This is a genomic window from Polymorphum gilvum SL003B-26A1 (assembly GCF_000192745.1).
Lineage (GTDB): Bacteria > Pseudomonadota > Alphaproteobacteria > Rhizobiales > Stappiaceae > Polymorphum > Polymorphum gilvum.
On sequence record NC_015259.1, the window covers coordinates 1,149,406 to 1,171,186 of the forward strand.

The 21,781-nt window shown below is 69.9% G+C and carries 20 protein-coding genes; 7 read left to right on the forward strand and 13 right to left on the reverse strand.

Annotated elements, in window-relative coordinates; all coding sequences use genetic code 11:
* Nucleotides 1–6 precede the first annotated feature (6 nt).
* Nucleotides 7–639: a TetR/AcrR family transcriptional regulator gene (locus tag SL003B_RS05420; protein WP_013651817.1), complete on the forward strand. Its 633-nt coding sequence runs from the start codon at nucleotides 7–9 to the stop codon at nucleotides 637–639.
* Nucleotides 632–1,816, forward strand: a complete 1,185-nt coding sequence (locus SL003B_RS05425) for a CaiB/BaiF CoA transferase family protein (RefSeq protein WP_013651818.1) — start codon at nucleotides 632–634, stop codon at nucleotides 1,814–1,816. Before SL003B_RS05420 ends, SL003B_RS05425 begins: the two co-directional genes overlap by 8 nt.
* Here the strand turns inward: SL003B_RS05425 and SL003B_RS05430 are convergent.
* The 9 genes from SL003B_RS05430 to SL003B_RS05470 form a co-directional block, all read right to left on the reverse strand.
* Nucleotides 1,813–3,021 carry a phenylacetate--CoA ligase family protein gene (locus SL003B_RS05430; RefSeq protein ID WP_013651819.1) on the reverse strand — a complete coding sequence of 403 codons (1,209 nt, stop codon included), beginning with the start codon at nucleotides 3,019–3,021 and terminating at the stop codon, nucleotides 1,813–1,815. The two genes, SL003B_RS05425 and SL003B_RS05430, sit on opposite strands and share 4 nt — an antisense overlap.
* Before the next feature lie 8 nt (nucleotides 3,022–3,029).
* Nucleotides 3,030–3,827, reverse strand: coding sequence for an ABC transporter ATP-binding protein (locus tag SL003B_RS05435; RefSeq protein WP_013651820.1), 798 nt, complete (start codon nucleotides 3,825–3,827; stop codon nucleotides 3,030–3,032).
* Between the two features lie 24 nt (nucleotides 3,828–3,851).
* Nucleotides 3,852–5,045, reverse strand: coding sequence for an ABC transporter substrate-binding protein (locus SL003B_RS05440; RefSeq protein ID WP_013651821.1), 1,194 nt, complete (start codon nucleotides 5,043–5,045; stop codon nucleotides 3,852–3,854).
* Nucleotides 5,046–5,099: 54 nt separating this feature from the next.
* Nucleotides 5,100–6,152: a branched-chain amino acid ABC transporter permease gene (locus tag SL003B_RS05445; protein WP_013651822.1), complete on the reverse strand. Its 1,053-nt coding sequence runs from the start codon at nucleotides 6,150–6,152 to the stop codon at nucleotides 5,100–5,102.
* 3 nt (nucleotides 6,153–6,155) lie between these two features.
* Nucleotides 6,156–7,055, reverse strand: a complete 900-nt coding sequence (locus SL003B_RS05450) for a branched-chain amino acid ABC transporter permease (RefSeq protein ID WP_013651823.1) — start codon at nucleotides 7,053–7,055, stop codon at nucleotides 6,156–6,158.
* Nucleotides 7,052–9,004, reverse strand: coding sequence for an AMP-dependent synthetase/ligase (locus tag SL003B_RS05455; RefSeq protein ID WP_013651824.1), 1,953 nt, complete (start codon nucleotides 9,002–9,004; stop codon nucleotides 7,052–7,054). Before SL003B_RS05455 ends, SL003B_RS05450 begins: the two co-directional genes overlap by 4 nt.
* Entirely contained in the window at nucleotides 9,001–9,792 is a 792-nt protein-coding gene (locus SL003B_RS05460; RefSeq protein WP_013651825.1) for an ABC transporter ATP-binding protein, read from the reverse strand. Before SL003B_RS05460 ends, SL003B_RS05455 begins: the two co-directional genes overlap by 4 nt.
* A gap of 76 nt (nucleotides 9,793–9,868) precedes the next feature.
* The gene (locus SL003B_RS05465; RefSeq protein WP_013651826.1) at nucleotides 9,869–11,032 is read right to left on the reverse strand and encodes an acyl-CoA dehydrogenase family protein; all 1,164 of its coding nucleotides are present in this window, start codon (nucleotides 11,030–11,032) and stop codon (nucleotides 9,869–9,871) included.
* 24 nt (nucleotides 11,033–11,056) lie between these two features.
* Nucleotides 11,057–11,728, reverse strand: a complete 672-nt coding sequence (locus SL003B_RS05470) for a TetR/AcrR family transcriptional regulator (RefSeq protein ID WP_013651827.1) — start codon at nucleotides 11,726–11,728, stop codon at nucleotides 11,057–11,059.
* 416 nt (nucleotides 11,729–12,144) lie between these two features.
* Between SL003B_RS05470 and pdhA the strand changes: the two genes are divergently transcribed.
* The 5 genes from pdhA (at nucleotide 12,145) to SL003B_RS05495 (ending at nucleotide 16,762) form a co-directional block, all read left to right on the forward strand.
* Entirely contained in the window at nucleotides 12,145–13,245 is a 1,101-nt protein-coding gene (gene pdhA, locus SL003B_RS05475; protein ID WP_013651828.1) for a pyruvate dehydrogenase (acetyl-transferring) E1 component subunit alpha, read from the forward strand.
* On the forward strand, nucleotides 13,238–14,218 hold the full coding sequence (locus SL003B_RS05480) for an alpha-ketoacid dehydrogenase subunit beta (protein ID WP_013651829.1): 981 nt from the start codon (nucleotides 13,238–13,240) through the stop codon (nucleotides 14,216–14,218). Before pdhA ends, SL003B_RS05480 begins: the two co-directional genes overlap by 8 nt.
* A complete protein-coding gene (locus SL003B_RS05485) occupies nucleotides 14,215–15,312 on the forward strand; it encodes a dihydrolipoamide acetyltransferase family protein (protein ID WP_013651830.1) in 1,098 nt (365 codons plus the stop codon). The genes SL003B_RS05480 and SL003B_RS05485 overlap by 4 nt, the downstream gene beginning before the upstream one ends.
* Entirely contained in the window at nucleotides 15,313–16,431 is a 1,119-nt protein-coding gene (locus SL003B_RS05490) for a Glu/Leu/Phe/Val family dehydrogenase (RefSeq protein WP_013651831.1), read from the forward strand.
* Nucleotides 16,432–16,549: 118 nt separating this feature from the next.
* On the forward strand, nucleotides 16,550–16,762 hold the full coding sequence (locus SL003B_RS05495) for a hypothetical protein (protein WP_013651832.1): 213 nt from the start codon (nucleotides 16,550–16,552) through the stop codon (nucleotides 16,760–16,762).
* A 27-nt stretch (nucleotides 16,763–16,789) separates the two neighbouring features.
* Here the strand turns inward: SL003B_RS05495 and SL003B_RS05500 are convergent, their stop codons facing one another.
* From SL003B_RS05500 to SL003B_RS05515, 4 genes are all read right to left on the reverse strand, one after another.
* Complete coding sequence (locus SL003B_RS05500; protein WP_013651833.1) at nucleotides 16,790–17,176, reverse strand: DUF1850 domain-containing protein; 387 nt, start codon at nucleotides 17,174–17,176, stop codon at nucleotides 16,790–16,792.
* Nucleotides 17,173–19,251 (reverse strand): TRAP transporter permease, encoded by a 2,079-nt coding sequence (locus tag SL003B_RS05505; protein WP_013651834.1) that lies wholly within the window; start codon nucleotides 19,249–19,251, stop codon nucleotides 17,173–17,175. The genes SL003B_RS05500 and SL003B_RS05505 overlap by 4 nt, the downstream gene beginning before the upstream one ends.
* A gap of 101 nt (nucleotides 19,252–19,352) precedes the next feature.
* Complete coding sequence (locus SL003B_RS05510; protein WP_013651835.1) at nucleotides 19,353–20,306, reverse strand: TAXI family TRAP transporter solute-binding subunit; 954 nt, start codon at nucleotides 20,304–20,306, stop codon at nucleotides 19,353–19,355.
* A gap of 215 nt (nucleotides 20,307–20,521) precedes the next feature.
* Complete coding sequence (locus tag SL003B_RS05515; protein ID WP_013651836.1) at nucleotides 20,522–21,640, reverse strand: CapA family protein; 1,119 nt, start codon at nucleotides 21,638–21,640, stop codon at nucleotides 20,522–20,524.
* Between the last annotated feature and the right edge of the window lie 141 nt (nucleotides 21,641–21,781).

Here is a 21,781-nt window from a genome sequence, read left to right on the forward strand (position 1 = left end):
GATGCGATGGACATGAAAAACAACGAGAAATCGAAATCCTCTGGCAAGGGCTCGATTCAGGAGCGGACCCGCAGGACGATCCTCGACCATGCGGCCCGGCTGTTCCGGGAGCGCGGCTACGCGTCGACCTCGCTGCGCGACATCGCGACCGCGACCGGCATGAAGGCCGGCAGCCTGTACTACCATTTCGCGTCCAAGGAGGAACTCGCCGAGGAGGTGATGTCGCAGGGCATCGCGCTGGTCGAGGACCGGGTGCGTGCGGCGATCGCCGCGCTGCCGGAGGGGACCGATCCGGTCGAGGTCATCCGCCATGCGATGACGGCGCATCTGAAGGCCCTGCACGATCGGGGCGACTACGCCTCGGCCAATATCCGCTGCTACGCCCATGTGCCGCCCGACGTGAAGGACCGCTTGCGCAAGGTGCGCGCGACCTACGAGGACCTGTGGGCGGGGTTGATCGCCGCGGCGCGCGCGGCCGGCCGGATCCGGGCGGAGGTCGATCCGCCGGCCCTGCGCTACGCGCTGATCGGCATGATGAACTGGACGCTGGAATGGCGCCGCGGGGCGAGCCCGTCGGCGGAGGATCTCGCCGCCCAGTTCTACGCCATCGCCTTCGCCGGAGCGCTGGCGGATGGCTGACGGCGGCGCGCGCCAGGGCCCGCTGTCAGGCATCTCGGTGGTGGAATTCACCGGCATCGGTCCGGCGCCCTTCGCGGCCATGCTGCTCGCCGATCTCGGTGCCCGTGTGCTGCGCATCGACCGGCCCGGCGGCTATCCGCCGCCCGATCCCGGCCTCGACTTCAACGAGATGGGCCGCCACGCGATCTTCAACCGCGGCCGGCATGCGGTGCGGCTCGACCTGAAGGCACCGGCGAGCCGGGACCTGGTGCTGCGGCTGGTCGGTGCGGCCGACGCGCTGATCGAGGGCTACCGTCCCGGCACGATGGAGCGTCTGGGGCTCGGCCCGCAGCCGTGCCTCGCCGCCAATCCGCGCCTCGTCTATGCGCGCATGACCGGCTGGGGGCAGACCGGGCCGCTGGCGCTGACGGCCGGCCACGACCTCAACTATGTCGGCCTGTCCGGGGCCCTGTCGTTGTTCGGCCAGGACGGCACGGTGCCGCGCGCGATCCCGCCGCTGGTCGGCGACATGGGCGGCGGCGGGCTGATGATGGCCTTCGGGTTGCTCGCCGGCATCCTCGAGGCGCGCCAGTCGGGACTGGGTCAGGTGCTCGATGCGGCCATCGTCGACGGTGCGGCGGCCCTGTGCGCATTGCCAAAGGCGCTCAGGCTCGCCGGCGCCTGGGCGGGACCGGCCGGCACCGGCACGCTCGACGGCGGTCGCCACTACTACCGCCAGTACCGCTGCGCCGACGGCCGTTTCGTGGCGGTCGGGGCGATCGAGCCGGCGTTCCGCACGGCGCTGCTGGACGGGCTCGGCCTCCTCGACGATCCGCGGTTCCTGTTGGGCCGGGAGGACGACGAAGCCCATTGCACGCGGCGGCTGGAGGAGATCTTCGCCTCCCGCGACCGGGACCACTGGGCCGATCTGTTCGCCGCCACCGACGCCTGCGTGACCCCGGTGCTGGGCCTGGAGGAGGCGGACGGCCATCCGCAGGCGGCGGCGCGCGGCGCCATCGTCACGATCGACGACGTCGCCCAGCACGCGCCGGTGCCGCGCTTTTCGCGCACGCCGGGTGCGGTCGCCGTGTCGCCGGCGCAGGGCACGCGGAACACGCCCGGAGCCTTGCGCGACTGGGGGCTTTCGGAAGACGAGATCGAGGCCCTGATCGCCGACGGCATCGTCGAGGCGGGCTAGACGTCCTTGCGGTCGACGAGGCTGGCGTCGATGGTGAAGTCCTGCGTGCCGCCGACCCAGCGCAGCCGGTCCGCCTTCAGCCGCGTCAGCTGGCGGAAGGCATCGGTCACGGCCGGCTCGAGCGCCTGCGGGATGTGCCCCGCCCCGGCCAGCAGTTCGAGCAGGATCGACTCGCGCCCGTCGATGCGCTCGACCGCCGCGCGAGCCTCCAGGATGCCCTCGACGCGTTTCGCCAGGGCCTCGACATGGGCCGGATAGACGAAGATCTCGCGGGCCTTCACCGCTGCGCCGACGCGGCCTTCGAGCGGTCCGATGCGCGCCACGCCGCCGTCTTGTGCGGTCGCCAGCGCCCGGGCGGCGTCGCCGGTGCCGAAGCGGATCATCGGCCAGCCGCGGGCAAGCGTGGTGACGACGATCTCGCCGGGCTGGCCCTCCGGCAGCGGCGCGCCGGTGTGCGGATCGCAGATCTGCACGTAGCGGTCGGCGTGAATGGCATAGCCGGCCTCGCCCGGCGTCTCGTAGCCGATCAGGCCGAAATCCGCGGTGGCGTAGCAGGACCAGGTCTTGAGGCCGAGTTCGGCCTCGATGCGCGCGCGTTTGGCGCTCCAGTCGCCGAACTCGCCGCCGAGGAAGGCGTGTTTCAGCGCCCAGGCATCCGGCAGCCGGTGGCCAGCCGCCCGCAGGTGGTCGCACAGGGTCTGGAAATAGGCGGTGCTGCCGAGGAAGACGTTGGGCCTCAGGGTCAGCAGCAGCGACGCCTGCAGTTCGGTGTTGCCGGTGCCGGACGGGACGACCGTGGCGCCGACCGCCTGCAGGCCTTTGTCGAACAGCAGGCCGGCGGGCACCAGATGGTAGGACCAGGTGTTCAGCGCCACGTCACCGGGGCCGACGCCGGCGCTCTGGAACATCATGTTCATGCCGTGGCCGGTGCCGTCGTCGGCGAGCGAGGGCTCGAAGATCGGCCCCGGCGAGACGTAGATGTGGCCGAGTTCGACCGGATCGCAGGCGAGGAAGCCGGCGAAGGGCGGCTCGGCGGCCTGCAGTTCCAGAAGGCGTTCCTTCTTCAGCACCGGCAGGCGCGTCAGGGCGTCCGCGTCGGTCAGGTCGTCCGGCGTCAGCCCGGCGGCGGCGAAGCGGGCGGCCAGCGCCGGCGCCCGTTCGACCGCCTGCGCATAGACGCGGCGGATGCGCGCAAATCTGCTCATGGCGATCCCTATCCCAGCCACCGCTTGCGGCGGCGGTAGTGCTTGATGTCGCGGAAGCTGGTCCGCTCCTCTGCGCCGGAGAAGCCGAGGTAGAATTCCTGGACGTCCTGGTTGTTCTCCAGCTGCTCGCGGCTGCCGTGCAGCACGATGCGGCCGCCGTCCATGACGTAGCCGTAGTCGCACTGGGCGATCGCCGCGCGTGCGTTCTGCTCGACCAGCAGCACCGTCAGGCCCTCCTCGCGCTTGATGCGGCCGATGATCTCGAACAGTTGCTCGACCAGGATCGGGGCGAGACCCATGGACGGCTCGTCGAGGATCAGCAGCTTCGGCCGCGCCATCAGCGCCCGGCCGATCAGCAGCATCTGCATCTCGCCGCCGGACAGATAGCCGGCGGTGCGCCTGAGCAGGGCGGGCAGGCGGGGGAAGTAGCCGAAGATGCGCTCCAGGTCGGTCTTGACGGCGCGATGGTCGGAGCGGGCATGGGCCCCGACCATCAGGTTCTGTTCCACCGTCAGGTGCTCGAGGACCTTGCGGCCCTCGAGCACCTGCACGATGCCTTTGCGGAAGATGGTGGCCGGATCGCCGTTGGTGATGTCCTCGCCGTCGAACAGGATCCGGCCGGCCGTCACCTCGCCGAGATCGGCGTGGAGCAGGCCGGAGATGGCCCGCAGGGTGGTGGTCTTGCCGGCGCCGTTGGAACCCAGCAGCACCACCATCTGCCCGTCCGGAACTTCCAGGTTCGTCGATCTGAGAACCTGGATGACGCCGCCATAGACGACGTCGACATTGCTCAAGGACAATCCCATCGGCCTGCTCCCGAAGTTACGCCGTTACCATTTTTCCAGGGCCGGAACGCTCATCCAGCCGTCGCCGACGGGAACGATCTTGCCGTCCTGGACGATCTCCGCACTCGCCTTGATGTCGCCGATCGGGAAGGGTGCGGTGTCGTCGAAGTCGAGCGTCGGCAGCGCGCCGAGCAGTTCCTCCTCGGTGAAGACGTTGTCGAGCAGGGCGGCGCGCATCGCCTCGCCGTCGACCTCGTCGGCGCCGACCTTGGCGACCGCCTTTTCCAGCATGCGCAGGGCGAGCAGGGCCTGGGCGGCGGCCTGGGCGGTGATCAGGCCCCAGGAGCCGTCCTTCTTGTTGGCCTCGAAGACGTCGCGCAGCGGCAGGTCGGCCCTGGCGGGCGGGGCGAAGGAGAAGGCCGCGTAGGAGCCGTTCAGCTTGGCGAGGTCGATGCCCTTGGCGACCTCGTAAAGGCCGTTGTGGGTCGACGTGACGATCGGGATCGAGAGGCCGAGTTCCTCCATCGCCTTGGCGGCGGCGATGACCTGGGCGGTGGTGCCGCCGATCAGCAGGATCTCGGCGCCGGCCGACGACAGGGCGCGCAGGTTGCTGGACAGGGACACCGGCGAGGTCTCCGCCCACTGGACGTCGACGACCTCGAAGCGGTCCGGATAGGTCTCGGCCAGCTTCTTGATGCCGTTGACCTGGTCGACGAAGCCGGCCTGGTTCTGCGTGCTGATGGCGCCAATGCGCAGTTTCTTGCCGCTCTTTTCCTGGATGTCGGCGAACAGGCCGGCGAACTCGTGGCTGTAGGTCGGCCGGATCGAATAGTGCCAGCCGTCCGGCGCCCAGACCAGGCCGACCATGGCCGTGCCCATGATCATCGGCACCTTGTCGTTGGGCAGGCGCTTCATCAGCGTCACGAGGTCGGGCGTGCCGAAACCGAGATGGGCGATCGGGGCGTCGGCGCTCAGGATCGCCGGCCAGGTCTTGGCGACGACGGCGGCGTCATAGCGCATGTCGTAGATCTTGATCTGGGCCTTGACGCCGAGCTTGTCGCCGACCGCCTTGTTCCACCAGTCGGCGACGGCGTTGATGCCGGCCATGGCGTTGGGCATGACGTCGGCGAAGGGGCCGGAATAGTCGGCGCTGGCGCTGATGACATAGTCCTTGGCCGCTGCCGGCAGGCTCATCACCGCGGCGAGCGTCGCCGCCAGAAGCATCGATTTCAGTCTCATGTCAGTCCTCCCTGGAAAGGCCCGCGGGTGTCCCGTCGGGCGAGCGGCCGTGCGCTAGCTGCGCGGGAACGGCCAGAGCTGGAATGCGGTGCGCAGCACGTGCCAGCGGTGCGCGAGGCCGCGGGGTTCGAAGATGAGGGCGATCAGGATGCAGCCGCCGAGGGCGATCGAGGTCAGGGCGAACAGCATGCCGCCGCTGGTCGCCGCGCCGGCCTGCACCACCTTGTTGGCGACCCCGTGCAGGCCTTCCTGCACCAGGGTGATGAAGACCACGCCGAGGACGGCGCCAAGCGCGCTGTGAGCGCCGCCGACGATCAGCATGCCGAGGTACCAGACCGAGGCGAACAGCGTGAAGCTCGACACGGTGACGAACTGCAGCACATAGGCGGTGCAGGCGCCGGCCACCCCGGCGAACAGGGAGCCGGCGAAGAAGGCCAGGATCTTGGTGCGGAACACGGGGATGCCCATGACCTCGGCCACGACGTCGTTGTCGCGTACTGCCATCAGCGAGCGGCCGAAGCGCGAGCGCTGCAGGTTGAAGGCGGCGACGGTCAGCACGGCGGCGAGGACGAGGGTGAAGTAGTAGTAGTGCAGCGGCGTCGTCAGGGTCAGCCCGCCGAGGCGGACCGGCTCGACCGACAGGCCGACCAGGCCGCCGAGCCAGTCCATCGGCAGGGCGAGGATGACGATCGGGAACATCACCTGGGCTGCCAGGGTGGTGAGCGCGAGGTAGAAGCCCTTGACCCGTGCTGCCGGCAGGGCGAACAGCACGGAGATCGCGCCGGTGACCAGCGCGGCGGCGGGCACGATCACCCACACGGGCAGGCCGTATCCGGACAGCTTGGCGGCGGTGAAGGCACCAATGCCGACGAAGGCCGACTGGGCGATGTTGATCTGGCCGGCCATGCCGACGGTGACGTAGAGCCCGTAGACCGCCATCAGGGTGATGAACATGTGGGTCATCACGCCGAGCAGGTAGGGACCGGAGGCGAGCGGCAGGGCGATGAGGCCGGCGACGAGCGCCGCTGCCCACAGTCCGGCGCGGCGGGTCTTGAGGATCTTCGCCTCGCCGGCATAGGTGCCGAAATGGATTCCTGTCGGAAGCATGGGTCAGAGCCTTTCGATTTTCTTCCAGCCGAACAGGCCCTGCGGACGGACCAGCAGAACGGCGATCATCACGACGTAGGGAAGGATGCCGGAGGCGGCGCCGTTGGTGAGCGGATCGAGATAGGCGATGGCGAGCGCCTCGCCGACGCCGATCATGACGCCGGCGAGCGGGGCGCCGCGGATCGACTCCAGCCCGCCGAGCAGGGCGACCGGAAGCGCCTTGAAGCCGATGTGGGCGACCTCCAGCGAGATGATCCGTCCCGACAGCAGCACCATGGCGGCGAAGGTGGCGACCACCGCCCCCAGGATCCAGGCGACGGCGATCGCCTGGCGGACCGAGATGCCGAGCGACAGCGCGGTCGAATGGTCCTCGGCGACGGCGGCGAGCCTGAGACCGTGGCGCGAGCGGGTGAAGAACAGCTGCAGGGCGACCATCAGCGCCAGCGTGAAGATGCCGCCGATCAGCAGGCCGGTGTTGATCAGGAAGGGCCCGACCTGCAGCGCACCCTCCGGCAGGATGGTCGGCGCGGGACGGGTCTCGGCCGACCAGACGAACTGGGCGACGCCGCGCAGCAGGATCAGCAGGGCGACGCTGGCCATGAAGATGGCGAAGGCCGACTGGCCGATCAGCGGGCGGAACACGAAACGTTCCAGCACCAGGCCGAAGCCGACGCAGCCGAGCACGGTCAGCGCGATGCCGACCGGCAGCGGCAGGGGGTAGCCGGCGGCCTGCGCGCCGAGCGTGAAGGTCCACAGGAACAGCGCGCCGAACACCAGCACTTCGCCCTGGGCCAGGTTGATGATGCGCGAGGCGCGGTAGATGACGACGAAGGAAATCGCGACGAGGCCATAGACCAGGCCGACCAGCGACCCTTCGATCAGGATCTGGAACAAGTTGATCATGCGGGCTCTCCCACGCGGTTCAGGGCGACCGCCGTCGACAGCACGCTCGTGGTGCCGTCCTGGTACTTGACCTCGATGTCGGTGCGCAGGACGGCCTCGCCGCGGTAGAGCGCGTCGATCATCGCCTGGTAGCGGGCATGGATCTGCTCGCGGCGCAGCTTGCGCGAGCGGGTCAGTTCGCTGTCGTCGGCGTCCAGTTCCTTGGGCAGGTTGGCGAAGGCGACGATGCGCGCGCTCGGATCGACCAGGGCGTTGACCCGGCCGATCGCCCTGGCGATCTCCTCGCGCACGGCCGGCAACTGGCTGAGTTCGGGGAAGGTGCCGAAGGCGAGGCCGTGCATCTCGGCGAAACGGCCGCAGATCTCGGCGTCGATGTTGACCAGGGCGACGACGCTGTCGTGGTTCTCGTCGCCGATGACGATGGCGTCGCGGATCAGCGGCGAAGCCCGCAAGTGGTTCTCGATGAACTGCGGCGGATAGGCCTGGCCGTTGCTCAGCCGGCGCAGGTCCTTGATGCGGTCGAGGAAGATCAGTTCGCCGGCCTCGTCGACGCGCACCGCGTCGCCGGTGCGGTAGCCCTCGTCGGCACGGCCCATCTTCCCGGTCGAGGCGTCGTCGTCGAGGTATCCGGAGAAGGCGAGCACCTTGAGGCGCAACTCGCCGTCGTCGGCGACAAAGGCCTCCATCGGGTCCGTGATCGACGGATCGGAAGGCATCAGCGCGCCCATGGTCTGCGGATTGCTACGCCCCGGCCGGTGGGTCGAGATCAGGCCGAGCTCGCTGGAGCCATAGAGGTTGCCGAGCGGCACGCCGAAGGCGTGGTAGCGCTCGAACAGTTCGGCCGACAGGCCGGCGCCGCCGGACAGCACCGCGCGGGCGCGGGTCAGGCCGAGGACGTCGCGGATGCCCTTCAGCACCAACTGGTCGGCCAGCGGCCACAGCACGGCGCGCGACAGCAGCCCGCCGCGACCCCTGGCGCGCGCTCGGCCCTGTTCGAGGCCCCACTGGTAGAGACGGCGCTGCCAGGGCCTGGCGTCCATCATGCGCGCCTCGACGCCGGAGGCCTGCATCTCCCACTGGCGCGGGGTGAACATCAGGAACTCGGGGCCGATCTCGCGCAGGTCCTTCTGGATCGTCTCCGGCTTCTCGGCGAAATGCACCACCATCGGCGCGAGCAGCGGCAGGGCGACGCCGAAGAACTGCTCGGCCGCCCAGGCCGGCGAGATGTAGGAGAGATAGTTGTCGCCGTCCTGGATCTCGAGCGCGCCCATCAGACGGTAGGCGTTGTCGAGGATGAAGGCGTGCGACAGCATCGCCGCCTTCGGCCGGCCGGTCGTGCCCGAGGTGTAGCAGTAGACGGCGACGTCGTCCTGGCGGCCCCTGGCGAGTTCGTCGAGCACCCAGGCGTCCTCGGCGAAGCCGTCGCCGGCGCGCAGCATCTGGCCGAAGGAGACCAGCCGCTCGTCGCCGTAGGTCCACAGGCCGCGGCCGTCGACGTAGATCACCTTGCGCACCGCCGGCGCGTCGGACAGGCAGGCGAGGGTCTTGTCGACCTGTTCCTGGTCCTCGCCGAGCACCATGGCGGCGCGGGCATGGGTCAGCACGTAGCCGAGCTCGTCGGCGGTGGCGTCCGGATAGACGCTGACCGTGCGCGCGCCGATGGCGAGCGCCGCCAGCTCGAGCACGAGCTGTTCCTCGATGTTCTCCGAAACGAGGGCGAGCACCTCGTCGCGCCGCAGGCCGAGGGCGGCGAGGCCGCGCGCGGCGCGCAGCACCAGCGTGAAGGTGTCGGCCCAGGTCTTCGCCTGCCAGATGCCGGCGCGCTTTGACTTGATGGCCGGCCGCGTGGCGAAGTCCTTCGCGTTGTCGCGCAGGATCTGCGGCAGGGTGCGGCCGTTGGATTGCCGCGCCGCGGCGACCGGCTCGGCGCGCATGAGGGTCGGGATCATTGCTGCGCACCTCCCAGATAGGCGGCGATCACCGCGTCGTTGGTGCGGATCTCGGCCGGCGTGCCGCAGGCGATGACCTGACCGAAGTCGATCACCGTGATCCGGTCGGAAATGTCCATCACGACTTCCATGTCGTGCTCGACGAGCACGACCGGGATGCCGAGGCCGTCGCGGATGTCGAGGATGAAGCGGGCGAGGTCGCCCTTCTCCTCGGCGCTCATGCCGGCCATCGGCTCGTCCATGATCAGGATCTTGGGGTCGAGCGCGAGCGCCCGGCCGAGGTCGACGCGCTTGCGCAGGCCGTAGGACATGTCGCCGACGATCTCGTGCCGGCGCTCCTCCAGTTCGAGGAAGTCGATGATCTCCTCGGCGCGCCGGGCGAAGGCCTCCTCCTCGGCGCGCACCCGACCCCAGTAGAGCAGGGCCGAGAACAGGCCGGTCTTCATGCGCAGGTGATAGCCGGTCAGGATATTCTCCCTGGCGGTCATCGACGGATAGGTCTGGATGCCCTGGAAGGTCCGGCTGATGCCGAGGCCCGCGCGCTTGTGCGGCACCAGGGCTGAAATGTCGGCGCCGTTGAAGCGGACGGCGCCCGACTGCGGTTTGTAGAAGCCCGACAAGCAGTTGAGCAGGCTGGACTTGCCGGCTCCGTTCGGGCCGATGACGGCGTGGATCTCGCGTTCCCTCACGGTCAGCGACACCGACTTCAGCGCCTCGACGGCGCCGAAGCGGAGGCAGAGGCGGTCCGCGGACAGCACGTCTTTCGCTGGGGCGGATGGCGTGTGCATGGACATGGCTTTCCTGTGCAGCGCGCCGCATGCGGCGCCTGCTCGGCCTTGGGACAATGTCGGAAGGGCGGAAGGGCTACTGGAACGTTACGTCCAGCCCGCATTCGCGGGCAATCAGCAGCGTCTGGATCTGCGAACTGCCGTCGCCGATGGTGCAGATGCGGTTGTCGCGCAGGTAGCGGGACACCGGGCAGTCGTCCATGAAGCCCCAGCCGCCGTGGACCTGGATCGCCATGTTGGCGACCTCCGAGCCGGTCTCGGTGGCGTGCAGCTTGGCCATCGACAGGGCCATCAGGTCGTCCTGGCCCTGGTCGACCTTCCAGGCGGCGCGGTAAGTGACCAGACGCGCGCTGTCGACCTTGAGCGCCATCTTGGCGATCATCTCCTGGACCAGCTGCAGGCGGCCGAGGCTGCCGCCGAAGGCCTGGCGGGTCTTGGCGTAGGCGATGGAATGGTCGAGGCTGGCCTGGGCGAGGCCGAGCGAGCAGGCGGACAGGAAGAGGCGGGCGGCCTGGTAGCCCTTGTGCAGCACCCAGCGGCCCTTGTGCGCACCGCCGACGATGGCGGAAGCCGGCACCCGGCAGTCGTCCAGATAGAGCGGGCGGGTGTCGGAGGAGCGCCAGCCCATCTTGCGGTACTTCTCGCCGCGGCTGTAGCCGGGCGTGTCGTTGGGCACGAGGAACAGGGTGTACTGCTTCTTCTCGGCCTCCTTCGGGCTCGACACGGCGAGGATGATGGTGAAGGAGGAGATGTCGGTGCCCGGATTGGTGATATAGGCCTTCTCGCCGTTCAGGGTCCAGGTGCCGTCGGCGCCCTCGACCGCGCGGGTCTTGAAGCCGGCGGTGTCGCTGCCGGCGTCCGGCTCGGTGCCGGCGATGGAGCAGATCTTGCGGCCGGACACGATGTCGGGGAGCCAGGTGCGCTTCTGCTCCTCGGAGCCGAAGCGGGCGACGGTCAGGCCGGTCGCCATGGAGACCATGGCCGAGACGGCGAGCGACTGGTCGGCGCGGGCGATTTCCTCGATGGCGAGGACAGCGTCGAAAACGCCGAGGCCCATGCCGCCGAGATCCTCGGAAAACGGAATCGACATCACCCCCAGCTCGCCGAGCCTGTGGAACAGGTCGGTCGGGAACACGCCGTCGCGGTCGAGCTGTTCGGCGTGCGGCGCGATCTCGGCCTGGGCGAAGTCGCGGATGTTGGCCTGCAGGGCTTTCTGGTCAGGGGTAAGTTCGAAGTCCAAGGTTTCCTCCCGATGGTCTTAAGGCTATTCCGATGGCCGCTCGAATGGCAGCGTGACGTGGTGGATCTTTGCCTGCAGGCCCTCCGCCGGGTGGGCGGCAAGGCCTCGCGTGGCCATTTCGATCAGGGCGTCGGAGACGTCGTCCGCGGTCCAGGGGCCGTCCGGCGAATACCACTTGGTGACCCAGTGGACCGCGCCGAGCAGCATGAACACCGCCAGCTTGGAGTTGAGCGGCACGACGCTGCCGTCCCGGACGCCTTCCTCGAACAGGCCGCGCAGGCGCTTTTCGAAGGCGTCGCGCAGGGCGATGATCTTCTGCGCCCGTTCTCCCGTCAGGGCGTTCTCCTCCAGGATCAGCACGGGCACGCCCATCGATCCGATCATCTCGCGCAGGTATTCCTTCATGCCGATCTGGATCTTCTCCAGGCCGGTACGGCCTTCCGCCTCGCCGATGTCCAGTGCCTCCCGGGCGATCTCCATCGCCTCCTCGTGGCAGGCGAACAGAAGGTCGTTCTTGTTGCGGACGTAGCGGTACAGCGCCGTCTTGGTCACGCCGAGGCGCTCGGCGACGTCGTCGAGCGTCGTGCCGTGGCTGCCGCGGCGGCTGAACACCCTGGCGGCCTCGCGGATGATCGCCTTGCGTTTGCTTTCCAGCTGCTGTTCGCGGTCCGGTACTGCATTGGCCCAGCGGTTCATGTCACTCCCCGTCGCTTGTTCACAGGACGCCCAAGGATAGGCGCTCCGGGACTTGAATGCCCGCTTGTGAATGACTGTATGCGAAAAATAACACCTGTCAACATAAGTTACTCGTGAGTAACTAACGTTTATGAAAATTTTTCTGCCCCGCGTCCGTCCGAGACCGGCGAGGATCGAGCGCAGGCCGGGCGCTGCTCCGGCACAGGCCCCGGGAAGGCCTTGGCGAGGGGCTGGAGAGGGGCCGGGGTGGGCGATCACGGCCCCCCCCCCCAGATTGACGTGTATCAATCCCATCGCCTGCGGGGCCGGCTACGGTTTCGGGACGGGTGCCGTGGGGCGATCCGGGGACGATCCGGGGGGGGGGCGATCCGGGCGTCACGACCCTGCAACCCGCTCCGATCCGGGAGGAGGACCCGATGGCCGAGGAGACAGACCCAACGGTGCGCACCGTGGTGCGGTTCGACGTGCGCATGACGCGCCATCTGCTGCCCGACGGCACGCCGGTCGGCACGCTGCCCGATTTCGCCCGCGATCCGGCCGAACTGGAGCGGCTCTATCGCGCCATGGTGCTGACCCGTGCCTTCGACGAGAAGGCGGTCGCCCTGCAGCGCACCGGCCGGCTCGGCACCTTCGCCTCCTCGCTCGGCCAGGAGGCGGTCAGCGTCGGGCTCGCCGCCGCGATGCGCGCCGAAGACATCCTGGTGCCGTCGTTTCGCGAGCAGGGCGCGCAGTTGTGGCGCGGCGTCAGCGCGACGGAAATCTTCCTGTTCTGGGGCGGCGACGAGCGCGGCAGCGACTTCGCCGGTCCGCGCCAGGATTTCCCCGTCTGCATCCCCGTTGCCAGCCAGTTCCCGCATGCGGTCGGTGCCGCGCTGGCGCTGAAGCTGCGTGGCGAGCCGCGCGTCGCGGTCTGCGTCGCCGGCGACGGCGCCACCTCCAAGGGCGACTTCTACGAGGCGCTCAACATCGCCGGCGCCTGGGCGGTGCCGGCCGTGTTCGTCATCGCCGACAACCAGTGGGCGATCTCGGTTCGGCGGCAGGCGCAGACGGCGGCCGGGACGCTGGCCCAGAAGGCGGTCGCCGCCGGCATTCCAGGCGAGCAGGTCGACGGCAACGACGTCGTCGCAGTGCGCGCGGTGGTGGCGCGGGCGGTGGAGCGCGCCCGCCTGGGCGAGGGGCCTAGCCTCGTCGAGGCGATCACCTACCGCCTCGCCGACCACACGACCGCCGACGACGCCCGCCGCTACCGCGATCCGGCCGAGGTTTCCGAGCACTGGAAGGAGGAACCGGTCGCAAGGCTGCGCAACCATCTCATCGCTCTTGGCGCCTGGACGCGCGAGGACGAGGAACGCGCGCTGGAGGACAGCCAGCGCCTGGTCGCCGAGGCGGCCGAGGCCTATCTGGCCACCCCGCCCGCGCCCGCGACCGCCATGTTCGACCATCTTTACGAGACGCTGCCGGCCGCCCTTGCGGCGCAACGGGCCGAGGCGCTGGCGCAGGAGGCTTCCCATGGCTGAGCTGACCCTGGTCGAGGCGGTCACGCTGGCGCTTGCCCGCGCCATGGAGGAAGACGAGCGCGTCCTGGTGCTGGGCGAGGACGTCGGCGTCGACGGCGGCGTGTTCCGCGCCACGGCCGGCCTGATCGAACGCTTCGGGGCGGAGCGGGTGCGCGACACGCCGCTCGCCGAGGCCGCCATCGCCGGCGTCTCGGTCGGCCTCGCCGCGCAGGGGTTTCGCCCGGTCGGCGAGATCCAGTTCATGGGCTTCATCTATCCCGCGCTCGACCAGATGGTGAACCACGCGGCGCGGCTGCGCACGCGCACGCGCGGCCGGCTGAGCTGCCCGATGGTGCTGCGCGCGCCCTACGGCGGTGGCATCAAGGCGCCGGAGCACCATTCGGAAAGCATGGAGGCGCTGTTCGCCCACGTGCCGGGCCTGCGGGTGGTGATCCCGTCCTCGCCGGCCCGCGCCTACGGCCTGCTGCTGGCGGCGATCCGCGATCCCGACCCGGTCGTGTTCCTGGAGCCGAAGCGGATCTACCGGGCACTGCGCGAGGAGGTCGCCGACACGGGCGAGGCGCTGGCGCTCGACCGCTGCTTCGCGCTGCGCGAGGGGGCCGACGTGACGCTGGTTACCTGGGGCGCGATGACGGTCGAGACGCTGCAGGCCGCCGAGACGCTGGCCGGGGAGGGGATCTCCGCGGAGGTGATCGACGTCGCCACGCTGAAGCCGCTTGATGCGGACACGATCCTCGCCTCGGTGGAGCGGACCGGGCGCTGCGTCGTCGTGCAGGAGGCGCCGCTGACCGGCGGCTTCGGCGCCGAGATCGCCGCGCGTCTGGCCGACGGCGCGCTGACCAGCCTGCTCGCGCCGGTGCGCCGGGTCGCCGGCTACGACACGGTGATGCCGCTGCCGCGCACGGAACACCGCTATATGCCGTCGGCAGCGCGCATCGCCGCCGCCGTGCGTAAGGTAATGGAGTTCACATGAAGACCTTCATGCTGCCAGACTTGGGGGAAGGGCTGCAGGACGCCGAGATCGTCGCCTGGCATGTCGATGAAGGCGCGCGCGTTGTCGCCGACCAGCCGCTGGTCTCGGTCGAGACGCAGAAGGCGGTGGTCGAGGTGCCCTCGCCGTGGTCGGGCACGGTGACGCGCCTGTGCGCGGCGCCGGGAGATGTGGTCGCTGTCGGCGCGCCGCTGGCCGACTTCGACCTCGAGGACGCGGGCACCGATGCCGGCTCCGTCGTCGGCACGCTCGAGGCGGCCGCGCCGGCGGCTGCATCAACCGCGAAGCAACCGCCGGCGCCCGCCGCCGGCGTCAGGGCCGCCCCTGCGGTGCGCCGTCTGGCGGCCGAGCGCGGCGTCGACCTCGCCGCCGTCGCCGGCACCGGGCCGGGCGGCGCGATCACGACGGCGGACGTGGAGGCTGCCGCCGGCGGCAGGCCGGGCGGCGGCTACGAGCCGCTGCGCGGCGTGCGCCGCGCGATGGCGCAGAACATGGCGCGCGCCCATGCGGAGATCGCGGCGGCGACGGTCACCGACGAGGCACGCCTCGACCGCTGGCCGGCCGGCGAGGACGTCACGCTGCGCCTGGTGCAGGCGATGGCGGTGGCGTGTCAGGTCGAGCCGGCGCTCAACGCCTGGTACGACGGCGCGCGTGCGGCGCGCCGTCTGCATGCGGTGGTCGACCTCGGCATCGCCACCAACACCGACGACGGCCTGTTCGTGCCGGTGCTGCGTGACGTCGGCAGCCGGTCGGCCGACGATTTGCGTGCCGGGCTCAAGGCCATGAAGGCCGACATCCGCGCCCGCACCATCCCGCCGCGCGAGTTGCAGGGGCAGACCATCACCCTGTCGAACTTCGGCATGATCGGCGGACGCCACGCGGCCCTCGTCGTGCTGCCGCCGCAGGTGGCGATCCTGGGCGCCGGGCGCATCACCGAGGAGCCGAGGGTGGTCGACGGCTCGGTGCGGCCGTGCCGGGTGCTGCCCCTGTCGCTGACCTTCGATCACCGCGCCGTCACCGGGGCGGAAGCCGCCCGGTTCCTGATGGCGGTCGTGCGGAGCCTGGAGAAAGAATGAATGGCTGAGGACCTGTTCCGTTTCGCGGACGGCTACGGACCGGAAAAGATCGTCCATCTGCATCACCCGGGCCTCGGTCTGAAGGCGATCGTGGTGGTCGACAACACCGCTGCGGGCCCGGCGATCGGCGGCACGCGCATGGCCGCCGACGTCAGCGTCGAGGAGTGCTTCCGCCTCGCCCGTGCCATGACCTTCAAGAATGCCGCCGCCGGCCTGTCGCACGGCGGCGCCAAGTCGGTGATCGTCGCCGACCCGGCCATGCCGGCGGCCGACAAGGAACAGGTGATCCGCGCCTTCGCGGTCGCCATCCGCGAACTCGCCGATTACATCCCGGGTCCGGACATGGGCACCGACGAGACGGCGATGGCCTGGATCCGGGACGAGATCGGCCGCGCGGTCGGCCTGCCGCGGGAGATCGGCGGCATTCCGCTCGACGAGATCGGCGCCACCGGCTTCGGCCTGTCGATCGCCGCCGAGGTCGCGCAGGCGTTCTGCGGTGTGTCGCTGAACGGCGCGCAGGTGGCGATCCAGGGCTTTGGGGCCGTCGGCAAGCATGCCGCCCGCTTCCTGACCCGTCAGGGTGCCGTTCTCGTTGCGGCGTCGGATTCGCGCGGCGCCACCGTCAACCCCGACGGCCTCGACGTTGCCGCCCTCGTCGCGCACAAGGAGGCCGGCGAGCCGATCGCCGCGTTTGCGGGCGGACGGGCGCTTGCCGGCGACGCCATCGTCGGCGTCGCCTGCGACATCTGGATCCCGGCCGCGCGGCCGGACGTGCTGCGCGCCGACAATGTCGACCGGCTCGATTGCAGGATGGTGCTGCAGGGCGCCAACATCCCGGCGACGGTCGAGGCGGAGGAACGCCTGCACGCGCGGGGCATCCTCGTGGTGCCCGACTTCATCGCCAACGCCGGCGGCGTCATCTGCGCGGCGGTCGAGCATGCCGGCGGCACGCAGGCCGCCGCCTTCGCCGTGATCGAGGAAAAGCTGCGCGCCAACACCGCCGCCGTGCTGCGGCGGGCCCGCGACGAGGACCTTAAGCCGCGCGAAGCGGCGGTGCTGCTGGCCGGCGAGCGCGTCAGGACGGCCATGAGCCTGCGCCGCTGGGGGCGTGCGCGGTAGCGTCAGCCCTGCAGATTTGGAAGGCGCCATGCGCTGCAGGGATGCTTGGCGGCGGCGGGACGGATTGATCTCGGTCCGAAAAATCGTACACTAATGTATACGATTGATGGAGGAGAGCATGTCGACGACCTATTCCGAATGCATGGTGCTCGCCAGGGTCGAACTGGAAGTGGCCAAGCGGTTGGTCAACGAGGAGATTTCGGCCTATCCGGCGCCGATCGCCGGCTGCGACCAGCAGTTCAACCAGCTCCTGTCAGAGCGTCACCGCATCACGCGCGCGCTCCAGGAACTGACCGCCGAGGTCCATATCCCGACGCCGCGCGCGCCCTGACGCCCGGCGTGTCGTTGCGCAGGAGCCCTATCGGGAGGGAAGCCGGTCCGGTTGGTCCGTGGGGCAGGGAGCGATGACGACCGGTGCGCCGGCCTCAGCGCCGATGTCGTGGCAGTCGCCGGCCGAGCACAGCGTCCAGCCGGCACCGGTCGCGCCGGACGCGGCCAGTACGATGCGCGGTTGCGGCGGCAGGTCGGGTTGCCATACCCACCAGCCCTCCTCGAGCCATGCGCCGTCGCCCGGCTCCATGCCGGCGCCCGAGCCGCGCACGCGCGCCTCTTCGAGCACCAGCCCGGCCGGGGTGATCGACCAGCGTTCCTGCCAACCGGTCCGTTCCACCGAATGGGTCCAGGACAGGGTGAAGCCGGCGGCGACCGCGAGCGCCTTGGCGCCGACGGCGAGGCACAGGCTCATGCCGCGGCGCGGCGGTTCGCCCGCCACGCCAGCAGGGCGAAGACGGCGGCGAGCGCAAGGCCGATCTCGTCGGTGACCGGCAGTGCGGCGACCAGGGTGAAGGCCGCGGCCATGGCCAGCGCCCGCATCCACAGCGGCAGCGGCACGCCGAGCCAGCCGATCACCGCCGTGCCCCACAGGCCGATGGCGACGGCGACCTTGAACACGATGTAGATCACCGCCGGCACGTAGCCGATGGCGCCGGCCAGCGCGCCGCCGTCCTGCAGCATCAGCGTCGGGGTGTAGACGGCCATGAAGGGAATGACGAAGCCGGCGGCGGCGACCTTGATCGCCTCGAAGGAGATCTTCAGTCCGCTCTCGCGCGCGATCGGACCGGCGGCGAAGCAGGCCAGCGCCACCGGCGGCGTCAGATCGGCGAGGATGCCGAAATAGAACACGAACATGTGGCTGACGATCAGCGGCACGCCCAGTTCGAGCAGCGCCGGGCCGGCGATCGACGAGGTGATGATGTAGTTCGGGATGGTCGGGATGCCCATGCCGAGCACGATGCAGGTGAGCATGGTCAGCACCAGCGACAGGAACAGGCTCTCGCGGCCGACGCTGACGATGAACTGGCCGAAGGTGTTGGCCGCGCCGGTCAGCGTCATGGTGCCGATGATGATGCCGACCAGCGCGCAGGCGATGCCGACCGGCAGGGCCGTCTTGGCGCCCTCGGCGAGGCCGTCGCGGCAGATCGCCAACGTCTGGCGGCCGCCGTTCGACAGCGCGTTCCAGGCGATCAGCACGCCGACGGCTGCCAGCACCACCCAGATGCCGAACTGGAAGAAGGCGGCGGCGACGAGACCGAGGCCGATCCAGAACAGGTAGCGGATGACGCCGGCCGGCAGGCCGAGCGCGGCCGAGCCGCCGAGGATCAAGAGCACGGTCAGCGCCAGGCCGATGGTGCCGGCGTAGAGCGGCGTGAAGCCGGTGAACAGCAGGTAGACCAGCACCGCCAGCGGCAGGATCAGATGCCAGCCGGCCCGGATCGCGCGCAGCGGCGACGGCAGGTCCTCCCGCGCCATGCCGCGCAGGTTGTGCTTGCCTGCCTCCAGGTGGACCATCCAGAACGCCGAGGCGAAATAGAGCATGGCGGGGATCAGCGCCGCCTTGACGACCTCGTAATAGGGAACGCCGAGCGTCTCGGCCATGATGAAGGCGACTGCGCCCATCACCGGCGGCATGATCTGGCCGCCCATGGAACTGGTCGCCTCGACGCCGCCGGCAAAGGCGGGGCGGTAGCCGAAGCGCTTCATCAGCGGGATGGTGAACTGGCCGGTGGTGACGACATTGGCCACGCCGGAGCCGGAGATCGTGCCCATCAGGCCCGAGGAGACGACCGAGACCTTTGCCGCGCCGCCGGTGCGGTGGCCGACCAGGCCGAGGCTGACGTCAGTGAACAGGCGGATCATGCCGGCCTGTTCCAGGAACGAGCCGAACAGGATGAACAGGAAGATGTAGGTCGAGCTGACGTAGACGGGAATGCCGTAGATGCCTTCGGTGCCGTAGGCCATGTGGTCGATGACCTGGGCGAAGTCGTAGCCGCGATGGTCGAACGGCGCCGGCAGGTGCTGGCCGAACAGGCAATAGGCGAGGAACAGGCCGGCGATGATCGGCAACGCCGGACCCATCATGCCCCAGGCGGCGAGGAACACCACGACGAGCGCGGCGACGCCGACGACGATGTCGCGCGGCAGGGGGTCGCCGGCGCGCAGCAGCAGGTCGACATATTCGACCCACTGGTAGAGCGCCACGGCGACGCTGATGCCGGCCAGCGCCCAGGCTAGCGCGCGCAGCGGGACCGGCCGGTGGCGGACGGCGGTGATCAGCGGAAAGGCGAGCAGGCCGAGGAAACCGACGTGAAACGCGCGCACGACCTGGCTCGGCAGGTCGATCACATGGGCGGCGGTAGCGATCTGGAACGTCGAGAACAGGACAGCGATCCAGAACAGGAGGCGGCCCTCCCGGCCGGCCGGGAAGCCCGCGGCATGGGGGTCGTGATGCGCCGCTGCCTGGGGGGATGTCTCGTTCGTCATGACGTTCCGCTCGTTCTTGCCCGCTTGTTCTTGCTTTCCGTTCGCCGCCCATGAAAACGGGGGCGCGGCGAACCGCGCCCCCGACAGCCGGACGTCCGGCCTTACATCATGCCCTTTTCCTTGTAGAAGCGCTCGGCGCCCGGATGCAGCGGGATCGGCATGCCGTTGAGCGCGTTGTCGAGGCTGATCGCCCTGGCGGCCGAGTGGGCGGCGACCAGTTCGGGTAGGTTCTCGAACAGCAGCTTGGTCATCTGATAGGCGGTCTCCTCGGAGACGCCGTCATGGGTGACCAGGAAATTGACCACGGCGACGGTCGGCACGTCCTCGCTCTGGCCCTCGTAGGTGCCGGCCGGGATGGTGGCGGCGATGTAGGGCGCGCCGAGCGCGGTCACGACGGATTCGGGAACTGCGACGACGTTGATCGGCACCGAGGTTGCCAGGTCCTTGATCGAGGCGACGCCGAGGCCGGCGGACTGCAGCGTGGCGTCGAGCTGGCGGTTCTTGATCAGTTCGACCGATTCCGCGAAGGGCAGATACTCGGTCTTGCCGAGGTCGCCGTAGCCCATGCCGGCGGCGCCGAAGATGGCGCGCGCGTTCAGTTCGGTGCCGGACTTCGGCGCGCCGACCGACAGGCTCTTGCCCTTCAGGCCGTCGAGCGAGGTGATGCCGCTGTCCTTGGAAGCGACGATCTGGATGTAGTTGGGATAGACGGCGGCGATGCCGCGCAGCTTCGACAGCGGCGCCTTGAAGCCGGCTTCCTCGTTGCCTTCCCAGGCGAGCTTGACGCTGTCGCCGAGCGACAGGGCGAGCTCACCCTTGCCCTGCTGCAGCAGGTTCAGGTTCTCGACCGAAGCCTTGGTCGACTGCACCTGGGTGCGGGCGCCGGGGATCTTCTCGCCGTAGATCTTCGCCAGCGCGACGCCGAGCGGATAGTAGACGCCCGACGTGCCGCCGGTCAGCACGTTGATGAAGTCCGCCCGCACCGGTGCGGTGGCGAGCGTCAGGGCGGTGGCGGCCGCAGCGGCAAGGCCGAGCGATCGTGCGATGAGGGTCATGAAGCGTCCTCCCCTTTACTGGTTGCTGTTTGCGTCGCCCCGCCCGGCACCCGGCCCCGCCGCCGCGGTCGGCGGCAGGAGGTCATGGCACCAGGGTGGCACGACGTCCGGAGCAACCTAGCCGCCCGCGGCGGCTGCCGGCAACCGTGTTTCCACGCAGACGCCGGCGGCAAGATGTCCGGACGGGAGCCGGCCTTGACCGGCCGGCCGATACCTCAGCCGGCGCCGTCGACGACGAGCCCGCCGGCCGCGTCCCGGCGCAGCGTTGCGCCGAAGCGGCGGCATTCGGCATTGAGCCTGTCGGCGAGCCAGGCGGTATCGGCGGCGCAGGCGCGGTTGAGGCGGAAGCGCTGCATCCGGAACGGCACCATCCGGACCCGGTGGGGGATGGGCGGCGTGCCGCGAAAGGTGACCAGATACATGACCGACAGGTCGCTGCGGAAGCTCTCGTGGCCCTCGATGCCCTCGTAGTCGGTGATGAAGTCGCCGCAGCCGTAGAACACCGGCCTGCCGTCGCGCATCTCCAGTGCCTTGGCATGGTGGGAGGAATGGCCGTGGACGATGTCGGCGGCGCCCGAATCGATCAGGAGATGGGCGAAGCGGCGTTGCTCCGCGGGCACTTCGTAGCCCCAGTTGCCGCCCCAGTGGACCGAGACCACGACGACGTCGCCCGGCCGGCGTTCGGCAAGGACCCGCTCGGCGAGGCGTTCGGCGCTCGCGTTGGACAGATCGGGAAGCAGCGCGACGCCCGGCCGCGCCGGCCCGGCGGCCCAGTGGCCCGGGATGCCGCTGGAGCCGTGGCCGGCGCCGAACACCAGCAGGCGTCCGCCGGCGGGCAGCGGCCTGACCCAGGGCGTGGCCGCCGAAGCGGCGTCGCGTCCGGCGCCGGCGTGGCCGATGCCGGCGGCGTCGAGGCTGTCGAGCGTGTCGGCAAGGCCCCTGCGGCCCCAGTCCAGCACGTGGTTGTTGGCAAGCACGCAGCAGTCGATGCCGGCAGCGCTCAGGCAGGCGATGTTGTCCGGGCTCATGCGGTAGTTGATGCCCTTGGGCTCGAAGTCCTCGCTGAGCGTGATCGCGGTCTCCAGGTTGACGATGCGCGCCAGCGGGGCCGCGCGCGCCAGTTCGTCCAGCGCCTCGCCCCAGACATGGTCTGGCGCGACCGGCGCGGGGATCGGCCCGCTGGCCCGCTCGGCGAGGCGCACGTAGTCGCGGGCCGAGCGCAGATAGCCTTCGTAGATCCCGGGCGGAGCAGGGTGCGGCAGGATCTGGTCGATGCCGCGGCCGGTCATCACGTCGCCGCACAGGAAAAGAGTGAACCCGGGATCCGTGGTCATGATCGGTCGCCGTCCTCCGCGATGGCGCGCGCCGCCTCCGCGCGGGTTTGCGCGCCATGGTCGCGCCGCGGCGCGTCGTTGCCCTTGATCCACGTCATTTGCGCGGCCGTCTCCGGCCTGTAGCGTCAAAGTCAACGAGAA